At 43.1% G+C, this 26455-nt stretch carries 24 protein-coding genes and 1 tRNA gene; 9 read left to right on the top strand and 16 right to left on the bottom strand.

Annotation, left to right across the window (positions count from 1 at the left end; all coding sequences use genetic code 11):
• Nucleotides 1-32: 32 nt before the first annotated feature.
• The 5 genes from rbsK to rbsD form a co-directional block, all read right to left on the bottom strand.
• Nucleotides 33-950, bottom strand: coding sequence for a ribokinase (gene rbsK / locus R7Q41_RS07640; RefSeq protein ID WP_017820311.1), 918 nt, complete (start codon nt 948-950; stop codon nt 33-35).
• Between the two features lie 223 nt (nt 951-1173).
• Nucleotides 1174-2052, bottom strand: coding sequence for a ribose ABC transporter substrate-binding protein RbsB (gene rbsB, locus R7Q41_RS07635; protein ID WP_005373143.1), 879 nt, complete (start codon nt 2050-2052; stop codon nt 1174-1176).
• A gap of 87 nt (nt 2053-2139) precedes the next feature.
• Nucleotides 2140-3123 carry a ribose ABC transporter permease gene (gene rbsC / locus R7Q41_RS07630; protein ID WP_005382618.1) on the bottom strand — a complete coding sequence of 328 codons (984 nt, stop codon included), beginning with the start codon at nt 3121-3123 and terminating at the stop codon, nt 2140-2142.
• Nucleotides 3120-4625 (bottom strand): ribose ABC transporter ATP-binding protein RbsA, encoded by a 1506-nt coding sequence (gene rbsA / locus R7Q41_RS07625; protein WP_318144446.1) that lies wholly within the window; start codon nt 4623-4625, stop codon nt 3120-3122. Before rbsA ends, rbsC begins: the two co-directional genes overlap by 4 nt.
• A gap of 23 nt (nt 4626-4648) precedes the next feature.
• A complete protein-coding gene (gene rbsD / locus R7Q41_RS07620) occupies nt 4649-5068 on the bottom strand; it encodes a D-ribose pyranase (protein ID WP_054577814.1) in 420 nt (139 codons plus the stop codon).
• 473 nt (nt 5069-5541) lie between these two features.
• Between rbsD and R7Q41_RS07615 the strand changes: the two genes are divergently transcribed.
• Entirely contained in the window at nt 5542-7902 is a 2361-nt protein-coding gene (locus R7Q41_RS07615; RefSeq protein WP_318144445.1) for an EAL domain-containing protein, read from the top strand.
• 139 nt (nt 7903-8041) lie between these two features.
• On the opposite strand, the gene R7Q41_RS07610 is transcribed toward R7Q41_RS07615, so the two are convergent.
• Nucleotides 8042-8617: an imm11 family protein gene (locus tag R7Q41_RS07610; RefSeq protein ID WP_025767876.1), complete on the bottom strand. Its 576-nt coding sequence runs from the start codon at nt 8615-8617 to the stop codon at nt 8042-8044.
• A gap of 822 nt (nt 8618-9439) precedes the next feature.
• Here R7Q41_RS07610 and R7Q41_RS07605 point away from each other — a divergent pair.
• The 3 genes from R7Q41_RS07605 to R7Q41_RS07595 all read left to right on the top strand — a co-directional run bounded on the left by R7Q41_RS07605 (nt 9440) and on the right by R7Q41_RS07595 (nt 11278).
• Entirely contained in the window at nt 9440-10081 is a 642-nt protein-coding gene (locus R7Q41_RS07605) for a murein L,D-transpeptidase catalytic domain family protein (protein ID WP_318103999.1), read from the top strand.
• Between the two features lie 328 nt (nt 10082-10409).
• On the top strand, nt 10410-10868 hold the full coding sequence (locus tag R7Q41_RS07600) for a hypothetical protein (RefSeq protein ID WP_017633653.1): 459 nt from the start codon (nt 10410-10412) through the stop codon (nt 10866-10868).
• An 86-nt stretch (nt 10869-10954) separates the two neighbouring features.
• Nucleotides 10955-11278, top strand: a complete 324-nt coding sequence (locus R7Q41_RS07595; protein ID WP_005373158.1) for a hypothetical protein — start codon at nt 10955-10957, stop codon at nt 11276-11278.
• A 125-nt stretch (nt 11279-11403) separates the two neighbouring features.
• On the opposite strand, the gene R7Q41_RS07590 is transcribed toward R7Q41_RS07595, so the two are convergent.
• The 3 genes from R7Q41_RS07590 to R7Q41_RS07580 all read right to left on the bottom strand — a co-directional run bounded on the left by R7Q41_RS07590 (nt 11404) and on the right by R7Q41_RS07580 (nt 13178).
• Nucleotides 11404-12084: a DedA family protein gene (locus R7Q41_RS07590; RefSeq protein WP_318104001.1), complete on the bottom strand. Its 681-nt coding sequence runs from the start codon at nt 12082-12084 to the stop codon at nt 11404-11406.
• 50 nt (nt 12085-12134) lie between these two features.
• The gene (locus tag R7Q41_RS07585) at nt 12135-12572 is read right to left on the bottom strand and encodes a hypothetical protein (protein ID WP_318144444.1); all 438 of its coding nucleotides are present in this window, start codon (nt 12570-12572) and stop codon (nt 12135-12137) included.
• An 87-nt stretch (nt 12573-12659) separates the two neighbouring features.
• Nucleotides 12660-13178, bottom strand: a complete 519-nt coding sequence (locus tag R7Q41_RS07580) for a DUF4136 domain-containing protein (RefSeq protein ID WP_005382627.1) — start codon at nt 13176-13178, stop codon at nt 12660-12662.
• Nucleotides 13179-13549: 371 nt separating this feature from the next.
• On the opposite strand from R7Q41_RS07580, the gene R7Q41_RS07575 reads away from it, so the two are divergent.
• Nucleotides 13550-13624, top strand: a tRNA-Gly gene (locus R7Q41_RS07575).
• Nucleotides 13625-13640: 16 nt separating this feature from the next.
• Here R7Q41_RS07575 and R7Q41_RS07570 read toward each other — a convergent pair.
• Nucleotides 13641-14498, bottom strand: coding sequence for a sterol desaturase family protein (locus tag R7Q41_RS07570; RefSeq protein WP_005373167.1), 858 nt, complete (start codon nt 14496-14498; stop codon nt 13641-13643).
• A 7-nt stretch (nt 14499-14505) separates the two neighbouring features.
• Nucleotides 14506-15516 carry a DUF2804 domain-containing protein gene (locus R7Q41_RS07565; RefSeq protein WP_064354710.1) on the bottom strand — a complete coding sequence of 337 codons (1011 nt, stop codon included), beginning with the start codon at nt 15514-15516 and terminating at the stop codon, nt 14506-14508.
• 305 nt (nt 15517-15821) lie between these two features.
• On the opposite strand from R7Q41_RS07565, the gene gdhA reads away from it, so the two are divergent.
• On the top strand, nt 15822-17174 hold the full coding sequence (gene gdhA, locus R7Q41_RS07560; protein ID WP_017633658.1) for an NADP-specific glutamate dehydrogenase: 1353 nt from the start codon (nt 15822-15824) through the stop codon (nt 17172-17174).
• Between the two features lie 76 nt (nt 17175-17250).
• On the opposite strand, the gene R7Q41_RS07555 is transcribed toward gdhA, so the two are convergent.
• The 3 genes from R7Q41_RS07555 to R7Q41_RS07545 all read right to left on the bottom strand — a co-directional run bounded on the left by R7Q41_RS07555 (nt 17251) and on the right by R7Q41_RS07545 (nt 21136).
• Nucleotides 17251-17718: an OsmC family protein gene (locus R7Q41_RS07555; protein WP_005373176.1), complete on the bottom strand. Its 468-nt coding sequence runs from the start codon at nt 17716-17718 to the stop codon at nt 17251-17253.
• 99 nt (nt 17719-17817) lie between these two features.
• Nucleotides 17818-20175 carry an ATP-binding protein gene (locus R7Q41_RS07550; protein WP_250654669.1) on the bottom strand — a complete coding sequence of 786 codons (2358 nt, stop codon included), beginning with the start codon at nt 20173-20175 and terminating at the stop codon, nt 17818-17820.
• Entirely contained in the window at nt 20168-21136 is a 969-nt protein-coding gene (locus tag R7Q41_RS07545; protein ID WP_017820324.1) for a cytochrome-c peroxidase, read from the bottom strand. Before R7Q41_RS07545 ends, R7Q41_RS07550 begins: the two co-directional genes overlap by 8 nt.
• A 498-nt stretch (nt 21137-21634) precedes the next feature.
• Between R7Q41_RS07545 and R7Q41_RS07540 the strand changes: the two genes are divergently transcribed.
• Together R7Q41_RS07540 and R7Q41_RS07535 are read left to right on the top strand one after the other, a co-directional pair.
• Nucleotides 21635-23011 (top strand): nodulation protein NfeD, encoded by a 1377-nt coding sequence (locus tag R7Q41_RS07540; RefSeq protein ID WP_318144443.1) that lies wholly within the window; start codon nt 21635-21637, stop codon nt 23009-23011.
• 10 nt (nt 23012-23021) lie between these two features.
• The gene (locus R7Q41_RS07535; protein ID WP_005373196.1) at nt 23022-23804 is read left to right on the top strand and encodes a slipin family protein; all 783 of its coding nucleotides are present in this window, start codon (nt 23022-23024) and stop codon (nt 23802-23804) included.
• A gap of 41 nt (nt 23805-23845) precedes the next feature.
• On the opposite strand, the gene R7Q41_RS07530 is transcribed toward R7Q41_RS07535, so the two are convergent.
• The gene (locus R7Q41_RS07530; protein ID WP_206954252.1) at nt 23846-24280 is read right to left on the bottom strand and encodes a globin; all 435 of its coding nucleotides are present in this window, start codon (nt 24278-24280) and stop codon (nt 23846-23848) included.
• Between the two features lie 243 nt (nt 24281-24523).
• Between R7Q41_RS07530 and R7Q41_RS07525 the strand changes: the two genes are divergently transcribed.
• Nucleotides 24524-25180, top strand: a complete 657-nt coding sequence (locus R7Q41_RS07525) for an NAD(P)H-dependent oxidoreductase (protein WP_042523604.1) — start codon at nt 24524-24526, stop codon at nt 25178-25180.
• A 96-nt stretch (nt 25181-25276) separates the two neighbouring features.
• Here the strand turns inward: R7Q41_RS07525 and choV are convergent, their stop codons facing one another.
• Nucleotides 25277-26455: a choline ABC transporter ATP-binding protein gene (gene choV, locus R7Q41_RS07520; protein WP_064354706.1), complete on the bottom strand. Its 1179-nt coding sequence runs from the start codon at nt 26453-26455 to the stop codon at nt 25277-25279.

The following is a 26455-nucleotide window of genomic DNA, read 5'->3' as shown; positions in this document are numbered from 1 at the left end:
ACTACTCCTATTTTAATGAGGCGTTGTGCGCCTTATTGTTCAGCGAGAAACGCGTCCACCTCTTCGCGGGTTGGAATCGACGTTTGCGCGCCAAAGCGGGTCACAGAAATTGCAGCCGCCGCATGTGCAAACTTAATCGCTGATTCTAAAGGTAAACCTTCTAGGAGACCAGTGACGAATGCCCCATTAAATGTATCGCCCGCTGCGGTAGTATCCGTCGCTTCAACGCGGAAACCCGAGATGATTTCGCCTCGACCGTTTTGGCTTAGCCAAACGCCTTTTGCACCGAGTGTGATCATGACAATTTCTATACCTTTACCATGTAGCACATTCGCCGCTTCTTGCGCGCTTTCGTTGTCTGTTACAGTAATACCTGTCAGAACTTCAGCTTCCGTTTCATTTGGCGTAATCACGTCAATGTAAGACAGTAATTCATCTGACAATTCACGAGCTGGCGCTGGGTTCAGAATGACATTGGTTTTGGCATCTTTCGCTACACGCGCAGCTTTCTCAATGCCGCACATCGGCGTTTCCAATTGCATTAGCAAGTAATCTGCTTGGCGAATACGCTCTAAATCTGGCTCAATCGCTTCTGCTGTCAGTTTGGCGTTCGCTTCAGCTGAAATGCAAATGCTGTTCTCCCCACTGTCCGACACTTGAATCATCGCGATACCTGTCGGGCAATTTGGCTGCATCTTCACACCAGTGATATCGATGCCGTCCATTTTGAAGTTTTCGCGAATGTTAATGCCGAATGAGTCGTCGCCCACACAAGCGATAAAACCGATGTCTGCATTTAATCGCGCCGCCGCGACGGCTTGGTTGGCACCTTTGCCACCTGGGATAACTTGATAGTTGCGACCATGCAGCGTCTCGCCTGGGCGAGGGAAAGAAGGCACTTGAAGAACATGGTCAGCGTTTACACTACCTAACACCACTAACTTATTCATACGGTTATCCTCGGTTCTGAATGAACCCTTTTTAAAAACTGTTTAGGAAAATACATTAGATGACTTTAACTTCTCTTCCTGACGAAGGAGTCTCGATAAAAAGCCAAAGGCATCTATACCCCACACTTTGCAGTATTTTGGGTAAATTTGCCCTCACCTCCTAAACGACAGATATAAACGGAGGAGAGAGCAAAATTTAGGATGATTTATTGGAACTTGAAACTTACTTAGTGACTACTTTTAGTGGTACTGGGATGTACTCTTCTACTTCTTCACCTTTCAAAACTTTGTCAGCCGTTTCAACACCTAAAGCACCGATAAGGTCTGGTTGCTGAGCAATAGTTGCCGCTAGTTTGCCACGGTTAACTGCTGCAATGCCGTCTTCCGTACCATCAAAACCAACGATAACGACATCTTTGCCAGAAGCTTGAACTGCGCGAAGTGCACCTAGCGCCATTTCATCATTCTGTGCAAATACCGCTTGTACATCCGGGTTAGCCGCTAGCAGGTTTTCCATTACGTTTAGACCTTTTGTGCGGTCAAAGTCAGCTGGTTGGCTAGCAAGAAGATCCATATCGCTGCCCTTCACGGCATTCATAAAGCCTTCACCGCGCTCACGCGCTGCCGATGTGCCCGCAATACCTTCAAGTTGAATGACTTTTGCTTTTTCGCCGACTTTTTCCATGATGTAGTGGCCTGCCATTTCACCACCAATTACGTTGTCCGACGCGATGTGACTCACAACTTCACCACGGCTTGCACCACGGTCTAATGTCAACACAGGGATCTTAGAACGGTTCGCCATACGAATTGCATTAGACACTGCATCAGAATCCGTTGGGTTGATAAGAATTGCTTTTACGCCGCGAATACTTAAATCCTCGATGTTCGACAGTTCTTTACTCGGGTCATTTTGCGAGTCCAGTACAATTAAGTCGTACCCCAATTCTTTCGCTTTTGCTTCCGCACCGTCTTTCATCGTTACGAAGAACGGGTTGTTTAGCGTCGAAACCACAATCGCCATGGTATCTTGAGCTTGCGCCGCTACCGATACGGTTGAAGAAAGAAGTGCAGCAGAGATAAGAGTTGCAAGTTTTTTCATCGTTCTAGTCCTTTGTGTAGGGTGAGCCAGTACACGTCCCCTGACTCGGTTTGTATTCACTGTTTTATATATACAGATTGTTATGAATTACTTGTTTTTGTTGTCTACCAATACCGCCAGCAAGATAACCACTGCTTTTGCAATCATTTGGTAGTAGGAAGAAACATCAAGTAGGTTAAGTGCATTGTTCAAGAAACCGATGATCAGCGCACCAATCAAGGTACCCATGATACGGCCTTTACCGCCCATCAAGCTGGTACCGCCAAGAACAACCGCTGCGATAGCGTCTAGCTCGTAGCCCATACCTGCTGTTGGCTGCGCCGAAGAAAGACGAGACGTTACAATAATGCCTGCAAGCGCTGCTAACATACCGCAGATGGCGTAGACACCAATCTTCACTCGGTCTACATTGATACCTGATAGGCGAGTCGCAGACTCATTGCCGCCTAGTGCGTAAACATAGCGACCAAAGCGCGTGTGGTTAAGTAAATACCAAGCCGCAGCGAACACAACCACCATTAACCAAACAGGAACTGGAATGCCTAGCGCGTAGCCAGTACCAAACCATGCGAACGCATCCGCGGTGTCAGTAAAGCCTGTCGAGATTGGTCGACCTTCGGTGTACACCATGGTCACACCGCGTAGTAACGTCATGGTAACCAGCGTAGCGATAAATGCCTGCACCTTACCCTTCGCAATAATGATACCGCTGATCGCACCTAACGCTGCACCTGCGACTAAAGCAGTTGGAACCGCCACCAGCACCGGAACCTCAAGCGCAATCATGCTTGCCGCAAAGGCACCACACAATGCCAATACCGAACCAACACTTAAGTCGATGCCTGCTGTTAAAATAACTAATGTCATACCCACTGCGATAATGGCATTCACGGAGGTTTGACGAAGAATGTTGAGAATGTTGTCGACCGTAAAAAAGTTCGGGTTCAAAAATGACACAACAACGATCAGAAAGATCAAAGCTATCAGTGATTTTTGCTCAATCAGCCACTCTTTTGTGAACAACTTCTTGTTGCCAGTTTCGGTTGGTTTGCTCATGGTATTCGTACTCATGCTGCTTCCTCATTGATCTCTTTGCCTACGGCACAGGCGAGTAATTTTTCTTGATCGGCGTCTTTCGCATCAAATTCGCCGGTGATACGACCTTCATGCATCACTAAAATACGGTCGCTCATGCCGAGCACTTCAGGCATCTCGGAAGAAACCAAGATGATGCTCATGCCTTCGGCCTTAAACTTGTTGATGAGCTGATAAATCTCTTTTTTTGCTCCGACATCAACACCACGTGTCGGCTCATCCAGAATCAGAACTTTAGGTTTCGTCATTAACCCTTTCGCTATCGCAACTTTTTGCTGGTTACCACCAGATAAGTTGCCGATGATTTGATCTCGCGTTGGGGTTTTAATGTTGAATAACTTAATAAAATCTTCCACTGCAATCACTTCGTCGCTGTGTTGAATCTGGAAGCCTTTGGTCAGCTGGTTTAGCGAACAAAGTGACATGTTATCCTTAACTGAAAGACCTAAAACCAAACCATCGCCTTTGCGATCTTCAGAGATGTAAGCGATACCATTTGCCAAGCCATCTTGCGGGCTAACCGGGTTAATAGTTTTGTTATCAAGATTGATAACACCATGCTCACTAGGTAATGCGCCGTAAATGACTTTCATGAGTTCAGTGCGGCCTGCGCCCATCAAGCCAGAAATTCCAAGAATCTCACCACGCTTGAGAGTAAAGCTCACATCCTGAACGCCAGACCCAGTCAAACCAATGACTTCAAGACAAGTTTCGCCATGTTGGACATCAATACGTGGATATTGCTCTTCTAATTTTCGGCCAACCATCATTTCAATTAGGCCATCTTCATCAGTGTCGGACACCTTGCACTCACCGATAAACTTACCATCACGAAGCACCGTAATATCATCACAGATTTCAAAGATTTCTTTAAGACGATGCGAAATGTATACGATGCCGCATCCTTGCTCGCGAAGCTCATTAATCACTTTAAATAGTGATTCCGTTTCCGTATCGGTCAATGCGTCCGTTGGCTCATCCATAATGATGACTTTCGACTCAAACGAAAGTGCCTTTGCAATTTCCACCATTTGTTGTTCACCAAGGCTTAAATCGCCAAGCAATGTTTTTGATGAATGCTTTACATTCAGACGTTTTAAAAGCTTGTCAGCCTCGTCATACATTTTGCCCCACAGGATACGCCCTAAGGAGCCGGTGAACTCTCGTCCCAAGTAAATATTTTCGGCAATCGTCAGTTCAGGAATCAGGTTCAGCTCTTGGTGAATAATGCTAATACCAGCTTCCTGTGAATCGCGTGGCCCTTTAAAGGCCGCCGGCTGACCGTGATATTGAATGCTCCCCGCATCCATGTGGTAAATGCCTGTCAACACCTTCATTAACGTTGACTTGCCTGCTCCATTTTCACCCATCAGCGCCATAACACGGCCTGGATAAACATTCAGGCTTGCTTTGTCGAGTGCTTTTACGCCCGGAAACGCCTTCTCAATTTCGCTTAGTTGTAGAATGGCTTGAGTCATAATCTGTCCTCAATATCTCTGGCTTAAAAAACCACGCCCGCTTGGAAAATAACGTTCGCATATGGCGAGCATTCGCCAGTTCTTACGATAGCGCGACTTTGCGCCGTGCGTGCTTTAAACGCTTCATGTGACACGTAGCTCACTTCAATAGATTTGCCCGTTTCTTCACTCTCTTTGCTCAGTTCGTTGAGCAACGCTTCATGCAAAACTGGGCTTGCATCAGAGAGCTCTTCCGCAATGATGACCCCTTCGATTTGGGACTCAGATAGAATTACGCGAACAGTATCAAGAAAACTTGGTACCCCATGCGTTAGCGCCAAATCGATTCGCTGAACATGCTCTGGGATTGGTAGACCAGCATCACATATCGTGATCTCGTCAGTGTGGCCTAGCGTCGCCACCAAGTAAGAAATATCTGAGTTAATTAGGGTACTTTTTTTCATCTCATCGACCTTTCGGTTACACGTTCATACAACCATGAGCGCCTGTTTTAAAGTGTTTTCGTTATTAACAGAAAACTCATCGAAACGTTTCGATGAAATAATAATTCGTCATCGCAATTTGACCAGTGTGAGATCGATAAGGTGTGAGAATGATCTGTAATTCAATTGTCATTGAATAGGAAAAGCGCACTTGAGTCACACTTTACAATCGAAACGTTTCGATGACGGTATTTTCCTATCATTACGGTTAGGTTTTATACAAGGAGGAAGGAAAAGAGACGTCCAACTACTGAGAAAACCTCTAGTTAATAAGCTCGAAACCTTTCACGTCATCACAATTCTTAGATAGCTGCCTGATTTTGGAGAACGCTCACCTTACAATCTGGTTACAATTTGCCAAAACACATCATCCGTTCAGTACCTTACCTGGTACGCGACGTTTGTAGGGACACAAACGGAAACTAAGAACCATAATGAAGTTAAGCAATAGAGTCATTTTGCTTGTCGCGCCAGTGATCTTATTAAGCGCGTTAGTATCTAGCTATATTATTTATAGCATTCAAAAAGTGACGCTCATCAAGCGGGAAGACAGCTATATTCAGTTGCAGATGGAAAAGCTCGCCGGGCAGTTTCGACAAGCGAATATTTTTCTTAATAGCTATGCCTATACGCTCAGTAAAAGTGATGTATTACAAGACTATTTGGTTAATCATAACAACCCCTATCGTGAGCGAGTCTTGTTTAATCGATTAGACGAGACCGCTGAAGTATTAAGCCATGGTTACAAAGGCGATGCGAGCATGGCGATCCTCGACGGCAAACAAAACCTTCTCTATTACACAGAAAACAAATATTACGAATCATCAGGTGTGGTCGACCCAAAGGTGTTAGAGTACATATCACGAAGTTTCAATGAGAGAGAGGCTTTCAGTCACACTGGCTTTATTTATAACTCCAGTGGACAAAGCATTCTTCTTCAATATGAGGTCGTCGACAAAAGAACGGGGACTCACCCTTTGAGCTTTGACTCAAAAAATGTGTTTTTTGTGGTAGTTTCCGTATCACTTGAAGCCTTTAACGAGATTAAGCATGACATCGAGTTTGACACGCACAGCGTGATTACTTTCGCCGACAAACCCATTTATCTTGATATTCCTCTCGCTCAAACCATTGAGCTGCTGCCGCACTTTTATGCCGTGCTTTCTCCTGCCGAATATTTAATGTGGAATAAAGTCGATAAAGTGTGGCTAGAACTTGCTTTCTCCTTTGGCGTAGCGGCGTTTTTCACTATCACATTAATCATTTTGGTGTTGTACCGCTATGTGTTGCGCCCTGTTTCTCGCCTTGATAAGCAGCTGAACGAACTTGAATCTAATCAACGTGACAATATTGAAAAGCTAGAAACAAACGATGAAATAGGACGCCTCTCTGCACGCTTTTTTGATATGTATGAGGAACTTAATGTCATCTATAAAAAGACAAAACGCCTAGCTGAAACGGATCACCTGACGCAACTCGCCAATCGCCATCGTTTTCATGAGCTTGCCACTCGTGAACTTATCTCCCCTTCGCAGTTTCTGTGGGTTGTTTACGTCGATCTTGATAACTTTAAATACGTGAATGATAAATACGGGCATGAATTGGGAGATAACTTATTAAAAGTGTTCTCATCACACATCAAGAATGCCTGTCAAAAGTTCTCGCACGATTACAACAGCCCCTGCTTTGCCGCCAGGTTATCTGGTGACGAATTTGCAATTTTGCTGAGCTCAAATCAAGAGGTAAAACGCTTGCCTGATTTGCTTGCATCAGAGTTACTAAAACCGATTAGTAATCTCAGTTCATCTTGGAGTAATTCATTTCCCGTTACGGCAAGCGTAGGTATTGCACAATATCCTCAAGACGGTACTGACATCGCGAAGTTACTCTCCAGTGCCGATGCGGCTATGTATCAAGCAAAACGGGCAGGGAAAAATCAATACGCCTATTATTCAGCCGCTCTCAATATTGAGTCTCAAAGACGAAGTCAACTTGAACGTGCGCTCCGAAAAAGCAATGTAGAGGAAGAATTTCACCTTGTTTTTCAACCCTATATGAACAATCGAAGCAACAAAATTGAGGGGTTAGAAGTCTTGTTGCGCTGGGAAGCCGAAGGTATCGGCCCTATCCCTCCAAAGGAGTTTATTCCAATTGCTGAGCAAGCCGGATTATTTGATAAAATTGACCGCTGGGTTTTCGCCAATGCAACGGCGGAATACCATCAATTAAGGAATATTTTCGGTAAGAATATTGTTCTTTCGGTCAATCTTTCATCAGCAGAGCTAAACTCGATAGAAATGGCAAACTACATCCATGAACAAGCGACACTGCACAGTGTTAAACCAGAATGTATTGAGATAGAAATAACCGAAACCTTTGCCGCAGAACAACAAGGCACGGCTCTACTTGATGAGCTATCAAAACGTGGCTACCGTCTTGCAATTGATGACTTTGGTTCTGGTTACACATCGTTAACTCAGCTCGTTCAGTATCCGGTTCAAAAAATCAAATTTGATCGAGAGTTCCTCGTTACATTGATGAAGACCAACAACGGCCATGTGATCAAACCTATTATTGAGCTATGCCATGCCCAGAATAAAACGGTTACAGCAGAAGGTATTGAACACAATATGATGCATGAATGGCTATCGGCATACCGCTGCGACTATATGCAAGGCTATTTATTTGGCAAACCAATGACTAAAGAACAATTGAGCTTGTGGTGGCAATCGGCAAATGACGACAGTCGATTTGATGCGTCCATGGCCAGCTCAATTAGGGTTTCAAGAACATAAGTTAAGGGGAGACGTACAGCTGTCACAACTGTGGCGGCTGTATTTAGTTATATATGAGCTTCATTGATAGATGCTCAGCTTTTGTTCCCCCATACCTATATCTATGACTTTAGTCGAGTAAATCACTATTTATTCGTTTTTAAACCAGCACTTCCTTGAAATCCAAACCGGTCAAATTCAGCGCTTTGACGCTATCGTACAAGCCACCTTTTTTGTCCGTGCAAAACGTTCTGAGCCCAGCACCTTTTACTCTGAACAAGTCAGATTCATTAACGGCTTCCCTATTCAAAACGAGTTTCTTAAACGGTCTAGCACGACTTAGCTTACCATGACGAAGATTATACTCGGTAGCAGAGGTATCAATGGCATCAATTTGAGTGACAATGTTTAATGCTCGCCAAGGCTTTCCTTGTAGATTTAATGGTAAAAATTCGACATTCTCGCTCAACACATCGAGCTTATCCGCAATAGAAGCGGATACAGCAAGAGTAAAAGATCCCCATGCTGCAATATCAGGCCTGGGTAATGGCTTTTCACCCTTAACGTCTAACCATTCAATATCAATACTTTTCCAACTGGCTTTAACAGACTCTCCATAGAGTTGGATAGGTTTGCTTGCCGTTACTTGAAGAGACATTTCCAATGGCGACTCTCGCAACATTGCAAAATCATTAACATTGGGAGTGACAATAAACACTTTATTAAATGCTGTCATAACCGTCCTTAAATCAATTTGAGCGCTTTCAAACCAAACATAATAAATAGAGTTTACTTTCATGTTCAAAAATTTAATGAATTCAGATCTGGCGTTCTTATCTTTTAATTTCTAAGTTTTATTATTTATATATTTTAATCCACACGATAGAATTATTTTTTAAATTTTTACTATGTACCCTTCCTTATGTAATCGAATAAATTAGAGAATAAACAATAGCACGCATCACTTCACTTTTGTCGAGCTCATCACTCTCACTTAAACGATACATTCACAAGTTCAATTTTTGTACGACTTAGACTTGGCTTTGTCAATCGTGAATTAAAAACAACCGATTCACCGCTGTTTTACTGCCTTTTCTTACCACCCTGTTGTTTATTCATACATTATAAATGCACTTATACACATAACGATTCGGCGTTACGATTTGTTACGAGTTAAATCACAAACTTTTGAGGTATTGGATAAAGCGTAGAAAAAGAAAACACATTGAAATAAAAAGAGTTTCTAAAGTACGAAAAATAAAACGCCGTTTTTATAAATTAGCAACTTCACAAATATCCTTAAACACAGTTTTATTAATTACATATATCAGATATTATTTACGCCGAAGTTTATAGAAACCATCGTTAAACTTCATATTTTATATAAGTTTCAATTAGTTAGTTTTTAACTCGAAAACTTATCGTCAACCCAATATCAAGCACCTAAGCGTGCAATAAGAAACATTGGGAATAGAATTATATTGATGTGCATGTTGTTTTAACGAATGCATGAAGCAATCGGTAAATTTGTAACACCATAGAGTTTTATTTAGCCAAGATGAAAAAGTTAATTTTATTATTTACATGTGCGCTGTTGTCTGTCTCACCTTTTGCTTTTGCAAAACAATCAGATAACGAACCCAGGGATCATTTACGACCAAAGCAAGTTGAACATGTGTTTAAACAAGCCAAGCTAGATGGCATAGTAGACTTTAAGTTGTTCAGTGACGCTTACATCGCTTATCAGAAGACACCCGATAGAAAGAAGTCGGTACTAACGATCATCGACTATAGTAAACCATCAACTGAAAAGCGTTTTTATGTGGTTGATTTAGATAAAAAGAAGCTAATCTACAATACGTATGTTTCTCACGGCGTGAACAGCGGAAAGAAAATAGCGACACAGTTTTCAAATGTCGTGAACTCGCGAAAAACATCATTGGGCACTTTTTTGACTGATACCACTTACTACGGCTCAAATGGCTATTCACTTCGATTAGATGGGCTAAGCTCTGGATTAAACGACAAAGCTCGCGAGCGTTACATTGTCGTGCACGGTGCCGATTACGCAAACCCTTCCTTTATCAAGAAGAATGGATACCTCGGACGCAGTTGGGGTTGCCCTGCTTTACCAGAGAAGTTGTCTCGCGAGATCATTGACACTATAAAAGGCGGCAGTGTTATTTACGCAAGCGCGTAATACCGATGCGACACATATGGGGAAGAAAAAAGAAGATTCTATTTCTTCCCCAGTAATAATCCTGTTAGCTTAATCGTCCTTGTGCAACGACTCTCTTTCCATTTTCGCTTACTCGAAAGCGAAAACTATTGTGTTATTCGCTGATATACCTAAGTGCGATCAGAAAACTCTGTTCATCCCCCTTCCATCTCGTTAGTATACGCTGAGTTCATCAGACACTGGCTTTCATCGTTATCATAGTTCCACTAAGATTCCTTAATCATGGTGGGTAACTGTGGCTTTATATGTTTAGGGTTACTTCTTGCGTTATCTACACCGTATATTATTGATGCTTTCTTTGTCCCTGCTCTCAGGGCTCATCACAGCTTCATATGCGCATGAGTGGCACCACACCAAACATTACACTTCCGAGCGCCTACTTAAACTCTCTCAACAAGACGATTTTGAGCTAGCACACACTGATTTTCATGCCTCAGCTTCTCTGAGCTCTTGGGGTTCAGAAAGTTACTACCTACATATAAAGCGCGAGTTGTTCGGGCTTGTCTCCTGTCGCCGAACATCAGCTACTGATGGCGTTTTATCATCAGATTTTACTCCTGATTATTTTTTACTTATTGCTTTCTCTTCTCCACCACTACTGGAGTTGGCAAAACAAGCATCTCGCTTACCTCTAGACAGTTATGGCGGACTCATGAGTCAACGCTCTCTTTATCGCCTCTCTGGAAGAAAGGAAGCGAACTTAATGTACGTCTTTACTCATGGTCGCAACGCCTTCTCTGTTGTTTAACTTTTTATGACATACAGAGAACACGAAAATGTAACGATAAGAGCCAATATGCTCATTGTTACTAGAACCAATTTGAGGTCCATATAATGACAAGAATCGCTACAACCATCGCACTAGCATTACTATTTGCAGCGGGCTCAACCTTAGCAAACACAGAAACTAAGCCAGAAGAAATGAGTAACGACACTCTGTTAGAGTGTGCCAACGTTTCTAACGCACGTATTGCAGTTCCGGAACACAGAGCGATGTTCAGACACTACTTAATGTCTGAGAGAGACTACAGCTTTGACCAGCTATCGTCTGCCGAACTTGAATTTAAAGCAGCAGATAAGAATGAGTCTGAAGTAGAGAACATCTACAAGTCTCAGTGCAAAGAAGTTGGCGAATACCTATATAGCATTGGCTATTAAATTCGAAACCCTAACGACACTCAAAAAGAAAGGCGCAATGTATGCGCCTTTCTTTTTACTGACAAAAACCTGTCGATTAGAGGTCTAATCTGCATACAAGCTTAAAAGTGCAAATCAAAGTAAACTTATTGGGAAAACTCTGACACATCCTTGGGTTTACAGGTCGCTCGACGTGCTTTAACAAACAAGAAACTAAGCACTCCAATCACAAGAGTAATTATTGGTGCCGCCATTAATAGCATTGTGATTGCTTTGCTCATATTTTCTGGTAGCAAAGGAAGTAATGAACCAAAACCGCATAATATCAGCGTCCATAAAATCGCACTCAGCCACGCAAAGTAATGGAATTTACTAATACGTTTCACTCGCAACCCCATCATTAATGGCAATAGGGAACGAACAACCGGAATAAACCGCGCACAAAAAAGCGCAATCAATCCATGTTTACTGAGTAATACGTCGACTTGTTCCAAACGCTTTTGAGGAACCGCACTCACCCAGCCTTGGACCTTAGGTAAGCGATTTAGCCACTTGCCTTGTAAATAAGCCGCCCAACTTCCCAACCCCGCACTAACAGCTATCACCAACATGATCATAATTGGGTCAAGGACGCCAACCGCCGCCAGCGTACCGGATAATACGACGACACTGTCGCATGGGAAAGGTGCAGCAGGAATAAAGCCACTTTCCAAAAAGATAATCACAGCAACAACAAAATAAACCAAACCTGCACTGCCTGGCGCCATTAACGCCGTGAAATCTTGATGCCAAAAAGCACTCAAGACCTGAATGATCGAATCAAACATAAACCGCTCCTAAGCATAATTAACCAAAAGTTGCAAAAACATGGAATGTGTTAGCGAGCATGTATAAAGCGGTATATGAAATTCGATTCTTTTCTCACTCCGATTCTGTATTTAAAGTGAGTAAAAATACTTTCAATACAACAACCTAAAGCCTCATTGCCGATGCGTTTTAGCCGCTTCATCGAGTAAATTGCCGAACGATGCGCCCACCATGCTACATCAAGCATTTCAAACCATTCGGGTTCTACATCGTCGTTCGAGCTCATTTCCTTAGCATGGCTAACCCTCAATACATTCCGGCTGTTTAAACTCGGGTAGTCTAGTTGTATTGGAGAGATAGGATGTTCTGAAAAGTGCTTCGACTTAGCGTCAACAGCAATATTCTGGTTATGAAAGGAAAGAAAATTTGGGTGTGAGTGCGCCAGGCTCATGCTCGGAGCCAACAAGCAGAAAAGTAGTCCGAGTAAAGCAATCAGGGTCGTACGCACAAAGGTAACCAAAACCAAAATAATAAGTTCTTTTAACCCTGTGCGTAACTATTGGCAATTAGTATTCTTAATCGTTAAGAATACTAATTATTTTTCACCGTAAGGGTAGCTTTCAAACATCTTCGCGATTTCTTCTTGGATGAGAGATTCTCTTTTCTCAGAGCTCATTGACTCAGACAGTTTACGACTTGAAACGCCTTTCCAAACGACTTGATTAGCCTTTGCATCAACCAGTTCAACCACCAACTTCCCATACTTACGTTCTTTATATCTTTCTGGGCTTGAAGTGATCACACCAAAGCTATTCCAGCCATAGCCAAAGCTCACCGACGATCCTGAAGAAACAAGCTCGGATTCTTCTACGATATCATGATGTACGTAAAGGTCACCGCCACTATTTACCTTAATTAAACCCTTACCCTCAAGCTGTTCAGCAAGCCCTTGCTCAATACGTCGACCATCAATACTGGTAGGAGCTTCCGCCTGAGCACCGAAGTCAAACGTTCTGTAAGCTGAAAAGTCGGCTTGTTTATCTACATCAGTTGTAACGGTAGTACAAGCAGATACCAGCATCACCACCAGCCCTAATATCAAACCTCTCATCATGTTAAATCTCCTTTGGTTAAGCTGACTGTTTCAGCAGAATTACCCTGTGTTATACATACGCATCAACAGTAAAAAGTAATCATTTCAATATCTAGTCTTGACCATGAAACGTGACTGTTCAATAAACGAGATTAACCTTTACACAGAAAATCTTGAATATCATCAACATCTAAACACCTAAGAATTCGGTGTTTACGACCTAATTGGAAGCCCCTAGGCTTAGTAGCGGAATCGCGAGTGCCACAAAAAACCAGAGACAATGAACACTTTAACATCAGTCCGCTACTTTTTTAGGCAACTGACAAACATTTGATGAGAAAAGACTTTTCTTTTTCGTCCAGTGTGGCATATTAACTGAGTCCTATCGATGCGCGGGCATCGTATAATGGCTATTACCTCAGCCTTCCAAGCTGATGATGCGGGTTCGATTCCCGCTGCCCGCTCCAATCTCTTTATCTCAATTTACTCATAAAAATCCGATGGCGGAGCGAACAAACGGCGGCAGCGTTGTTTCCATGATAAGTTTGGTCGAGTTACGTCATAAAACATGTCTTTCCATTCTGCAAACGTCACGCGGATGGGATTAAAGCTGTTTACAGGTTTAGAAACCCCATACCGAACCGTTTCCACCTCTGGTTCAAACGTTCCGAACATTCGATCCCAAATAATTAATACACCCGCATAATTTTTGTCGATGTACTGACGGTTCACACCATGATGAACGCGATGATGAGACGGCGTGTTAAATACCCACTCTAGTGGCCCGAGCGAACGAATTGATTGGGTGTGAACAAAAAACTGTAAGCCCAGATTAAACAACACAACGAAGACAACCCATTTTGGCTCAAAACCAATAATCACCAAGGGCAACCAAAAAATCCACATCCCCGCTAGCGGATACATTAAACTTTGACGAAAGGCGGTACTGAAGTTCATTCTTTCCGAACTGTGATGAACAACGTGCGCGGCCCACATCCAACGAATACGATGGCTAGCCCGATGAAACCAGTAATAGAAAAAATCTTGCAGGACAACAAGTAAAAGAAAAGCTGAGACGCTCATTTCGATATCAAACAAACGCCAATCAAACCACCACAAATACAACTGAGCAATCAGTAAACCCGTGAGTATGTCTGTCGCTTGGTGTAAGCCCGCAAGAACAAAATTACACGCTACTTCAGGGAAGTAATACGTCGCGCTTTCAGGCAAGCGTCCCCTTCTTTGTCCGAACCAATATTCGGCAAGCATGCAGAAAAAGAAAACTGGAGCCAGAATCATCAGAAGTAATTCTGGGCGGTCCATCAACTGCGTCCAATCCATTATGTTTCTACCATTTTGCATAGTGATCTTCAGTAAGACCCATAACTTCTTCTAACTGATGTTTGATGCCATTTCCATCGATAAGATAGCCAGAGAAATAACCGATGTACTGACGAAAGTTACTTTTGAGAAGCCAAAAATTTTTCTTCTCTGAGCGTCGATTCAAAGGCGTGAACTGTAAGTTAACTCGTTTATCTTCAGACGTAATATGCCACTTTTGCCCTTCATCACTTCGTGAAAACTGAAACTGCACAGGTTGCAAAAAGTGACGCTGACCATTAATCCACAATACATTTTCGCAATAGCCAGTTTCATTAACGCCAGCTGCCAAATTCAACCCCAGACGCCTGTCATCCTCAAAGCAATTGATACTCGCCCAGCGCCAACTTGTTTCTCGCCGCATGTACCCAGCGGAAAAATCGTAACCAGCAGCCACCTCTGAAAGATCTTGCTCTTTTCCTAATATGAACAAGTTACCGTCTACTGCTAACGCATTGTGCTTCTGAGTATATGTCCAACCCGCATAACCTGTTGGCGTACACAACATTAATGGCAAACTCATATTTTCTGGACGTAAATAGAGATCCGCATTGACTGACTCTGTCACAAAGTGGACGTGCCAAATACCATCCTTAATAGAAAACTGAACTCTTTTATTAGCAAGATGGGCAAGACTGCACCAACTGGAAGGCTGAGTTTGATAACCTATATTAAAAGGTTTCAACCATTGTTGCTCAATCAACTTATTCTTTTTAATATCAAACAGGTAGAAAAAGCCGGATGCTAAATACCGTATATCAGCAATCGCTACTCCAATGACGTAATCAGGTGTGACCAAATTGACGAACTGAAACTGCTTATAATCGCGGTAACGGCGCCACTTAGACACTGGCTTATCCATCTCATCAAGGTAGGTAAATTTATCTAGCTGTAACGATGTTGGAATTCCATCAAGGTGGCCAAACGCTGGTAGACCATTCTGCTGAATAAACGAGTTCAGAACCTTAAGCTCATCCATATAGTTGTCTTTTCACAAGTCATCACACACACAAACTTTAACACGACGTTAACATAAACAATTTGCGTAACTGCACAACAACATCGACTAAAGTGATTTCTGCTTGTTATATGTGAAACTGATCACTCAACCACCCGCTTACTTAGCTCGCCCTACCTATCTCAACCAACACTGCCCGGGTTAGAAGCTGCACATTCTCATCCGCAGGAAATACCACTACAACCATTGAATCTTGGTCAAAATCACTATTTAATGGAAATACATTCATATAAACTGATTGCTTATTCACATCAAGGAAGAAACCTATGTCATACATACACGATACTATTGTTGCGTTGCAACACAGTAGCCCTGCGCAAAAAGAATTTTACCAAGCGGTAGAAGAAGTATTAACTTCTCTCGCGCCGGTAATAGAAGGCAATAATAAATATAAGGAACAAGCGATTATCCAGAGGATCGTCGAGCCAGAACGTCAAATCATGTTTCGAGTTCCTTGGGTTGATGATGCTGGAAATGTACAAGTAAACAAAGGTTATCGAGTTGAATTCAACTCTGCTTTGGGGCCGTACAAAGGAGGATTGAGATTCCATCACTCAGTCAATGCGAGCATCATAAAATTTCTCGGCTTTGAGCAAATCTTTAAAAACGCACTGACTGGCCTTCCTATCGGTGGCGGCAAAGGCGGTTCAAACTTCGATCCTAAAGGAAAATCCGACGGCGAGATCATGCGATTTTGCCAATCATTTATGAACGAGTTGTACCGTCATATCGGTCCTGCCACCGATGTTCCCGCAGGCGATATCGGCGTCGGGGCGCGCGAAATTGGCTATATGTTTGGTCAATACAAACGATTGACGGGGCGCTACGAAGGTGTGCTTACAGGCAAGAGTCTTCTTTGGGGTGGATCACTCGCCAGAAAAGAAGCGACAGGATATGGCGCCGTCTATTTTGCAGAATGCATGCTCAACGACCGCAACGATTCATTGAAAGGGAAAACTTGCCTCGTTTCTGGTGCTGGCAACGTGGCTATCTACGCCATTGAAAAACTGTACCATATGGGAGCAACGCCGGTTACATGCAGCGACTCTCGAGGTACGATCTATCATGAGCACGGTATTGATCTTAAGCTCCTAAAACAACTGAAAGAAGTGAAAAGAGCAAGCTTAGAAGAATATTTAGAAACTTACCCTGAAGCAGAATACACACCAGAGGGCGACTATCCTAATGAAGGACATGCTGTTTGGCGATATCAGGCTGATGCTGCCTTCCCTTGTGCGACTCAAAATGAATTAACGTCAGACGACGCACTGGCTCTTATCGAAAACGGATGTATTTTGATTAGTGAAGGGGCGAACATGCCAACCACCCGTGATGCTGCCAATATTATCGTGGACTCGGACATAGCTTATGGGCCTGCCAAAGCAGCCAATGCAGGCGGCGTTGCAACCAGTCAACTTGAAATGGCGCAAAACGCCAGCATGCAAAACTGGACGTTTGAACAAGTGGATAGTCAGTTGCAAACCATCATGAAAAATATTTTCATCAATGCAAACGAAACCAGTAAAGAGTTTGGCCAACCTGGAAATTTAGTTTTAGGCGCCAACATTGCAGGCTTTAGAAAAGTCGCTGATGCAATGATTGAGCAAGGTGTCGTCTAGATGAACGAGCCAGCAGGATGACTGCTGGCTTAATATAACTCCGCAATAGGCCGCGCTTTTTGATAAAGAGCTCCACTTAATTCGCAATAAGCGTTGTCACTTCTGTTTTAACGGAGTTGGCGATAAAGCAATTCTCATGGGCCATGTGGTGCAGTTTTTCTAATTGAGATGGTGTCGGTTGTTTTTCACCTGAGAATGTTATCTTAGGGTTTAACGTTACCTTTGATACCCACTCTTTTCCGTTTTCGCCTTTTTCAAGCTCCCCTACCGCTTCATCTAAGTAACTGTCCACAACGTAACGCCGCTTTGCTGCAATAGACAAGAAAACGAGCATATGACAACTAGAAAGTGCCGCGACAAACGCTTCTTCTGGATCAACATTTTCTTCTACGGATAGTGGTAATGGTACTACGTGGGGAGATGGAGATGCTGGGACTTGCAACCCTCCATCAAATTGCCAAATGTGTGCCCTACTATACTTATTATCACTAAACTCTTCGCCAGCTTTACGATGCCATTTGATTAAAGCGGAATGCTTACTCATTCTAACTCCCTGATTTTCCGACGACGAATCAACACTATCCGTCCTTGCCACAGTAAACCACAACAAAATGAGTTAAGGAAAGCATCGCACTCACAGGGACTATAAAATCTGTTGAGGATCGGCATTGTTCTTCTGGATATCATCCAAAAGTCTATGAGACTGATGGATGTTGACCTGTAACCGATTGATCAGCATCTGCAACTGCTCAATCTCGGGACTTTGGTTGGCTTTAAGTTGAGTTTCCAGGGCCTCCGTTTGGCTCGCCAAAATAGGTAAACTTAGGTTCAGTGCCATCCCTTTCGTTTTGTGCAACGTCAGCTCTAATGAAGCAAAGTCTTCAGCCATAAAGTATTCAATAAGTTCATCAACAGAAGTCTCAAAATCGACAATAATGCTTTTTAGCAACTCGTCGAGCGCTTCTGGCTCATCTCGTAAAGAAGTAAACATGCCTGAACGGGAGAGTTCTTCCTCTGTTAACCTTAAGTTCTCGATTGGCTTACGTTGCAATTGAAGCACATTGCTGTCACTCGTTAGTGGCGGATTCTGTTTCGGTTCGAGTCTGGCGGCAAACTGTTTGAGAGCGTCTGAAAAGCTCTCATGCTGTAGCGGTTTCGTAAGCACATGGTCTGCTCCTGCTTCGATAAAGCTATCGTGAGCTTCACGAAATACGTCTGCCGTGTACGCAAAGAGTAATGTCTTGATACCTAACTCTTGTCGGATAACGCGTGTCGCCTCAACGCCATTCATCTCGGGCATATGGTTGTCCATCAAGATCAGGTCGTACTCGTTCTCTTTCGCCTTTTTAACCGCGATTAATCCATTTTCTGCAACTTCCACTTCATGCCCAAGCTTTTCGCAAAACCCTTTTGCCACAATGGCATTCACACGGTTATCATCAGCAAGTAGTATCTTTAAATGGTGTGATTTTGCGCGAGGTTTCGGTGCTTCTTGCTGCTTTTTCGGAGCAGATTCTACCCAAGGAATCGGCAACTCAACGATAAATTGACTTCCAACGCCTTCTATACTCTTCAGAGTAATATGGCCACCCATCAAATCGGTTAGTTTTTTGACGATGGCTAACCCAAGCCCTGTTCCGCCGAACCTTCGAGTCGTTGATGAGTCTGCTTGCTCAAACGAGTTAAAAATATGCTCGTGCTTGTCTGGCGCAATACCAATACCGGTGTCGCTCACGCGCATGACCAACAACTGATTCGATTCATCTAACTCAGTTCTAACCAGCACATGCCCTTCATTGGTAAACTTCACCGCGTTACCGGCGAGATTAAACAAGATCTGTCGTAAACGCGCACAATCTCCAGTAAATTCAGTATATTCAGAAACCTCGTTTTCCAAGATTAACTCGATATTTTTTTCATCAACAAGTGGTTTTATTGCGCTACACACCGGAGAAAGCACTTGATCGAGCTTAAACTTAGCTTGCTCAAATTCCAGTTTGTTTTCTTCAACTTTAGAAAAATCCAAAATATCGTTGAGGATCGTCATCAGATGCTGGCCAGAATCAAGAATAACCCTAATGTGCTCTTTCGTCGTCGGCTCTTTGGTCTCTTCTGCAATCATTTGAGAAAGCCCTAGTACACCATTCATCGGCGTTCTTAGTTCGTGACTCATTGCAGCAAGAAAATTTGATTTCGCTTTTGCCGCTCGCTCGGCTTTGTTTCTCGCCTCTTCAATTTCAAGATTCAACTGTTTTAAGCTATGCATTCGGTGATGTGACTGATAAACAAACGCGCTAACTAGAAACATCACCGCGATAAATACAAACAACCACGTAAAACGCGCCTCACTTTGAGCAATATTGAGTAACCGATGCTCTGAGCTTTCGACAAACTCAATATAAGTGTGATCAAGCAGTTCATTCGTCAGCAATTCAATTCTTTTATCACTCGTTTGAAGCCGTTTAAGGAAGTTCGCTTCCTTTTCACTCTCAACTTCAGTTTGTGTTAGAAGCAACTGGTTGAGAAATTCAAAATAACGACTGCCACCCAAAGATTGACCGCTCTCGGTAGAAACATCTTGCTGATATAAATTGAACAACATGAGTAATGCATACCGATTTTCTACCTGAACACCAATTAACATATCAAGCTTCAACGTTGTTTGAAGCACTCGCTCCTTAAACTGTTCAAGCGTATCCCTAACTTTTATACGATTGGGTGTCACGGGAAACCAAACTGATGCCTTTGATGATTCCAACAGTGCCTGTACTGCGATTTCTATCTCTACTAAAGATGTTGTTAACTCATAGTTTTTCCTATCTTCAACGGCATATCGGTTCACGATAACATCACGCTCTTCAATCAACTCATGTCCGATATTCATTAGCCCAGCATGAAATTCTTGAGCGTTTTTTGAATTCATATACGACATATACGCCAGTGTGCAGCACGTCAGTATCCCAATAAAAAAGCAAAAGTTGATCAGTTTGAATTTATTCATTTTCCAACACCTCTAAAATTATGGGTCTAGGTGCTGTCAACGACTGCAAGAATGCTTCAATGTCCGCGACATTCTCATCGTTCATCGTTATACCGAGCTGGGTTTTAGCCATGATTTGTATCGCGTCGGATAACTTATCGACTTGCCCATTATGAAAATAAGGACTCGTTAGCGCGACATTGCGTAAACTGGCTACTCTAAAATAGAATCGCTCTTCATCTTCTATCGTAACGAGTTGCCTGCCCGAGTCCTCTACTACTGGCTTATCCTTGAAATAGGCGAACCTTTGGATCATCGCTCCGCCGATATTTTTGCCCTGATGACACTGCACACAACCTGAAGTCTGAAATGTTTTCCAACCTCTGATTTGCTGTTCACTCAGTACATGCGTGTAACCCAATAAGTAAGCATCGAATGGTGCGCCAGGCGTCTGCAGCCCTTCAACAAACTCCACAATAGCGGACTTGATATTATGAACGTTAATCGGCAATTCACCGTCACGATTAAATAGAGCTTGATAATGTTCACTCTCTTTTACATATTGCTCTATTGTTTGCCAGTTTGAATCCATTTCCATTGGATTATGGATTGGACCATCAATCTGAGCCATCAAGGTGTTTTCCGTACCATCCCATAAAAAACGATAATTTAACGCTGCATTAAACACTGTTATAGAATTTCTAATTCCATCACCTTTCACCCCCGTAGAGACAGGTGTATTTTCAGCGCCATTGGTTTGCAGATTGTGGCATGTCGCGCAGCTGACATTACCATTTGACGATAATTGAGGATCGCGGAAGAGATGCCAGCCAATTCTCGCTAGCTTAATATCCACATTAGGATCACCCTGTATGGGCTGAACTAGGGAGATATCACCTAACATCTTCGCGTTTCTTGCGGTTGTTGTTTGGCTCAAAATGAGTGTTACAACAGCTAGTGCGATTGCGCTGAATTGCCTCATCAACTACATACCTTAAACTTATCATTGATATGAATTTAGTTGCATTTTGGCGTTTTTTCCACCGACAGGAAGTTGAAAAAACGAGTTAAGTATTGCTTTGTTTAAGGCTTTGGTTGAAGAGGGAGTAATAAGGCGAATAGGAAGAAACCTATCGCCTTATGAGTAGCTAACGTATTGAAATCTGAGTTTAGTGTAGAAAAGCCAAAAACCGTTGAAACCAAGTCACCTCTCCATACGAGATCAGATCGAAAATAGTAAAGAATACGGCACAGATAACGGCCAACTTAATCAAACGCTGAACAATAAACATAAACATCACAATTACCAATAATTTGCTTTAGTTTACTATCTCACACAGCGTTTATATATAAAAATGTAGTCTCCTAATTAGCCTCGGGAACTTATTCATTAGAACCTATACTCAAGCATCTCTAAGTTATTTGGATATACTTGAATTAGGATTTCAAAAAGTCCCTGTGACCACACAAGGAGGACTGCATGAAACGACTATGGATATGGTTCTTACCTTTACTCTTGATTGCCAGTCAAGCACTGGCGAATACCGTTTGGATTGTTCCTGTCAAAGGCGCTATAGGGCCTGCTACTAGCGACTATTTATCTCGTGAAATAGAAGAAGCTCAACTAAACGGTGTCAGTTTAGTGATCTTAGAGATGGACACACCAGGCGGCTTAGATAGCGCAATGCGAGATATTATTCACGCGATTACCACCTCCTCCACTCCAATTGCGACTTGGGTTGGCCCGTCAGGATCTAGAGCGGCTAGCGCAGGGACATACATTTTACTCGCCAGCCACGTTGCCGCAATGGCTGAAGCCACCAACCTTGGCGCGGCAACGCCCGTCGCGTTAGGTGGTGCCCCTCAGCCCCCTTCATCGGATGATGGCAAAGATCAAAACGCGGAAGAAACGTCAGAAGGAACCAACGAAGGTTCAGAGAAAGTTCCCGCGAAAACCGCAATGGAGAAAAAGGTGATTAATGATGCTAGAGCCTATATTAAAGGCTTAGCAAAGCTTCATGGCCGAAATGCAGAGTGGGCAGAGAAAGCAGTGAGCGAAGCAGCGAGTTTGGACGCCACAGAGGCATTGGAATTAAACGTTATTGATTATATAGCCAACTCACTAGAGGATTTAGTCAAAGCCATTAATGGACAAACTGTTAAAGTTAACAATCGTGATGCGACATTGTCACTGGAAAATCCCGTATGGATTGAAAGAACACCCGATTGGCGAGCAGAAATGTTAGCCGTTATAACCAATCCAAACGTTGCCTACATTCTAATGCTCATCGGCATCTACGGTTTACTTCTTGAATTTTACAACCCAGGAATTGGCTTACCCGGTGTGCTAGGTGGGATTTGTCTGCTTCTTGCCATGTACGCACTACAAATGATGCCCGTCAACTACGCAGGTCTTGGTCTGCTGTTACTCGGTATTGCACTAATGATAGCGGAAGCATTCAGCCCGAGCTTTGGTATTTTGGGCTTAGGCGGCGTTGTCGCCTTTGTACTCGGTTCGATATTTCTCATGGACAGTGAGTTACCAGGATTCCAGATCGCCCTTCCTTTGATTTTTGGTATTGCCATATTTTCCGTGGCTCTAATCGTGCTGACCGTCGGCCTGCTGCTCAAAATTCGCCGCCGGCGTGTAACGACGGGTTTAGAGACTTACCCTGGGAAGGTCGCTGTGGTAAGCGATGACTTTATCGATGGCGAAGGACGCGTTCAACTCAACGGTGCGTTATGGCGAGCTAAAGCCAAAGACCATCAACAATTCAAACAAGGTGATCACGTCACCATTGTTAATGTTAAAGGGCTGACCTTAACTGTGATGCCTGATGACCGCCAAAATAAATAGGAGGCGCTTTATGATGCTCTATACCGTTGCGGTGATCGTGGTGCTGCTGTTCGCACTAGCGACCCAAATGTTCAAGGTTTTGAGAGAATACGAACGTGGGGTTGTGTTCTTTCTTGGTCGATTTCAAGAAGTCAAAGGACCTGGTTTGATCATCCTTATCCCATTTATTCAGCAAATGGTGAGGGTTGATTTACGTACTGTCGTTTTGGATGTGCCGACACAAGATTTAATTACCAAAGATAACGTTTCTGTACGCGTCAACGCGGTCGTTTATTTTCGCGTAGTCGATCCTCAAATGGCGATTAACAATATTGAAAGCTACAGCGATGCCACCAGTCAGTTAGCACAAACCACGCTGCGCTCGGTATTGGGTCAGCATGAACTCGATGAATTGCTATCAGAGCGAGAACGCCTCAATAAGGATTTACAATCCATTCTCGATCAACAGACTGATGACTGGGGAATCAAGATTGCTACGGTTGAAGTCAAACATGTTGATTTAAATGACAGCATGGTCAGAGCCCTAGCCCGTCAGGCAGAAGCAGAACGTAACCGTAGGGCGAAGATCATTCACGCTACTGGTGAGTTAGAGGCTTCAAATAAATTAAAAGAAGCAGCGCAAATGCTCAACGAAGCACCGAATGCACTGCAATTACGTTACATGCAGACACTCACTGAAATCACTACAGACAAAACATCCACTATTATTTTTCCAATGCCGATCAATCTTGTCGAAGCTGTCAGTGATATCGCCGAAGCGGTGAAAAAGAATAAAGAGACACAAGATAAGTAAGGTTCTGACCCTAGGAGGTAACGACCACTCACGTTACTTCCTTATTTGGTACTCGCTTTAAGGAAGTGCCCATCTTCTTTATCACATTCTTGTTTCATTACTTCTAAGCCCGTTTTAAAGCATGTTCGCCAAGCGGTTTCAACATCGGCATCGTACCCGGAATCACACTGTCGAACCGTTTCTAACAAACTCTCAAGCCAAACATCAAAATCCTGCGGCTCTATACCAATTTCGGCACTTGCATGCTTTTTCCCATACTTTTCCACCATTTTGTGCGCTTCGGTCGAGGTATCTGCCATCATAAAAAACACGATAGACCCTCTAAGCATTCTCACTTGTTGGTGCATGTCTATACCGTCAAACTTCTGTCTAAAGTTGGCGCTTTTCGACCATAAATTTTTGTAGAACAAGTCGAAAAACTCCTGATCTGAAGTACAACGTTCATAGCTATCATTAAAAACTTCAATCACGTTCATGTTGCTTTCCCCTACGCCTCAATATGAGTTTAATTTAATATCAAATAAAAGCTTCCAAATAAGGACTTTTAAGTTTCAAATCGATCAACTCACATCGATTTTCAACAAAAAGTAAAAAGTGATTTAAATAAACACCCTCTTATCAATGAAAAAATATCCATTATCATGAACCCATATTCGAGGTACGCATGGTTGTCGATGCTAGTGCATCCTCATCTGTCATCACATAAAGAGGATATAAACGTGTCCCATCAAATCATTACCGATCTAAATAACCGTTACACTGCAAAAAAATATGATGAAACCAAGCGCGTTTCTCAAGAAGACATGGCGATAATCAAAGAAGCACTGCGTTTGTCGGCGTCTTCTATCAACTCACAACCATGGAAATTCATCGTTATTGAAAGTGATGAAGCGAAGCAACGTTTCCACAATACGTTTGCAAATATGCACCAGTTTAACCAACCACACGCGAAAGCCGCATCACATACGATTCTGTTTGCTTACGATCCTAAATTTACTAAAGAGAAATTTGCGAAACGTGTGGATGCAGAAGTAACATCTGGCCACTTGCCAGCGGAGATGTACAACAACTTTATGGGTGCTTACGCTTTTGCCGATGCAAATACGGACGAAAATGGCTTCAACGGAAACTGGACAAAAGCACAAGTCTATTTGGCACTAGGCAACCTACTACACACATTGGCACGACTAGGCATTGATTCAACACCGATGGAAGGTGTCGATCCGGCTCTGATTGGAGAAGAGTTTAAAGAAGAGCTCGAGGGCCATATTTGTGAAGTTGCACTGGCGATTGGCTACCATAAAGATGGGGAAGATTATAATCATGGTCTTCCAAAAGCGCGCCTTGCAATGGATGATGTAATTACGACTCTATAGTCGACCATTGTCTTAGCTTAGCGACTTAACTCATTGTTTAAACTAAAAAGAGCCGCATTAATGTGCGGCTCTTTTTTACTTGGTTCTGCGTCAACTTTACGCAACTTGCTCTGACTTAAAATTACCAAGCAATGCATCGTAAAGCTCATTGTCGCTTAACACACCAACCAGCTTATTATCTTCAACCATAAGCAGAGGCTGATTGCTACGCTGTTTAAGTTCAATCGCTTCTCGCATACTGATTTCTGGGCTAACCTGAACCAGAGAGTTTTCATTAACTTCGTCAAGGTTCGAAGAATTGCTCTTCCATTGAATCAACGATTTACCTTTATCCGCTAAACTTAACCCCTTGCTCTCTTGTATCACCCAAATATCTTTATCAGGGCAAATCAGAACACGCGTATCTTCGCGAACCAAATCGTCACGCATTAAGGAACGTCCCTTCAGCACATTTAATGGATTAGTGTGAGCAACAAAGTCCGCCACATAATCGTTTTCTGGAGCAAGAATGATCTGTTCTGGCTTGCCATGTTGAATCAGCTTTCCTGATTCCATAATGGCGATGTTGTTGCCGATTTTAAGCGCCTCATCCAAGTCGTGACTTACAAAAAGAATGGTTTTGTTTAGCTTTTCTTGAAGCAGAATCAATTCATCTTGAAGCTGAGCACGAATCAATGGATCAAGTGCTGAAAACGGTTCATCCATTAACAAGATATCTGTGTCCATCGCAAACGCTCGCGCTAGGCCAACACGCTGCTGCATACCACCAGAAAGCTCGTGCGGGAATTTGGTTTCCCACTCAGATAAACCGACCATTTCGAGCTGTTCACGCGCCTTTTTACGACGCTCTGCTTTACCAATGCCTTGCATCTCTAGACCAAACGCTACATTGTCTAACACCGTTAACCAAGGCATCAATGCAAACTTCTGAAACACCATGGACACGCGGTGCGTACGAAGGTGGCGCAGTTTCTGTTCGTCACAGTTAGAGAGCTCAACCATATCGTCGCCATCTTTAATTTTCAGAGAGCCACGAGAAATATCGTTCAATCCGTTAACCGTTCGCAGCAAACTTGATTTACCCGAGCCTGAAAGCCCCATCAAGACACAGATCTCACCCTGTTTCACGTTCAGAGAAACATTATCAACCCCAACCACTTGGCCAGTTTCATCAATGATTTCTTGTCGAGACTTCCCTTGATCTAGTAGTGCTAGCGCCTGTGCTTGTTGCTGACCAAAAACGACATCAAGATTTTTAATAGTAATAGCGTCCAT

The sequence above is a fragment of the Vibrio sp. 2096 genome (assembly GCF_033339595.1).
Taxonomy (GTDB): Bacteria; Pseudomonadota; Gammaproteobacteria; order Enterobacterales; family Vibrionaceae; genus Vibrio; species Vibrio alginolyticus.
Note: the sequence above shows the minus strand (reverse complement) of the source record. Positions and strands in the feature narration are given on the sequence as shown.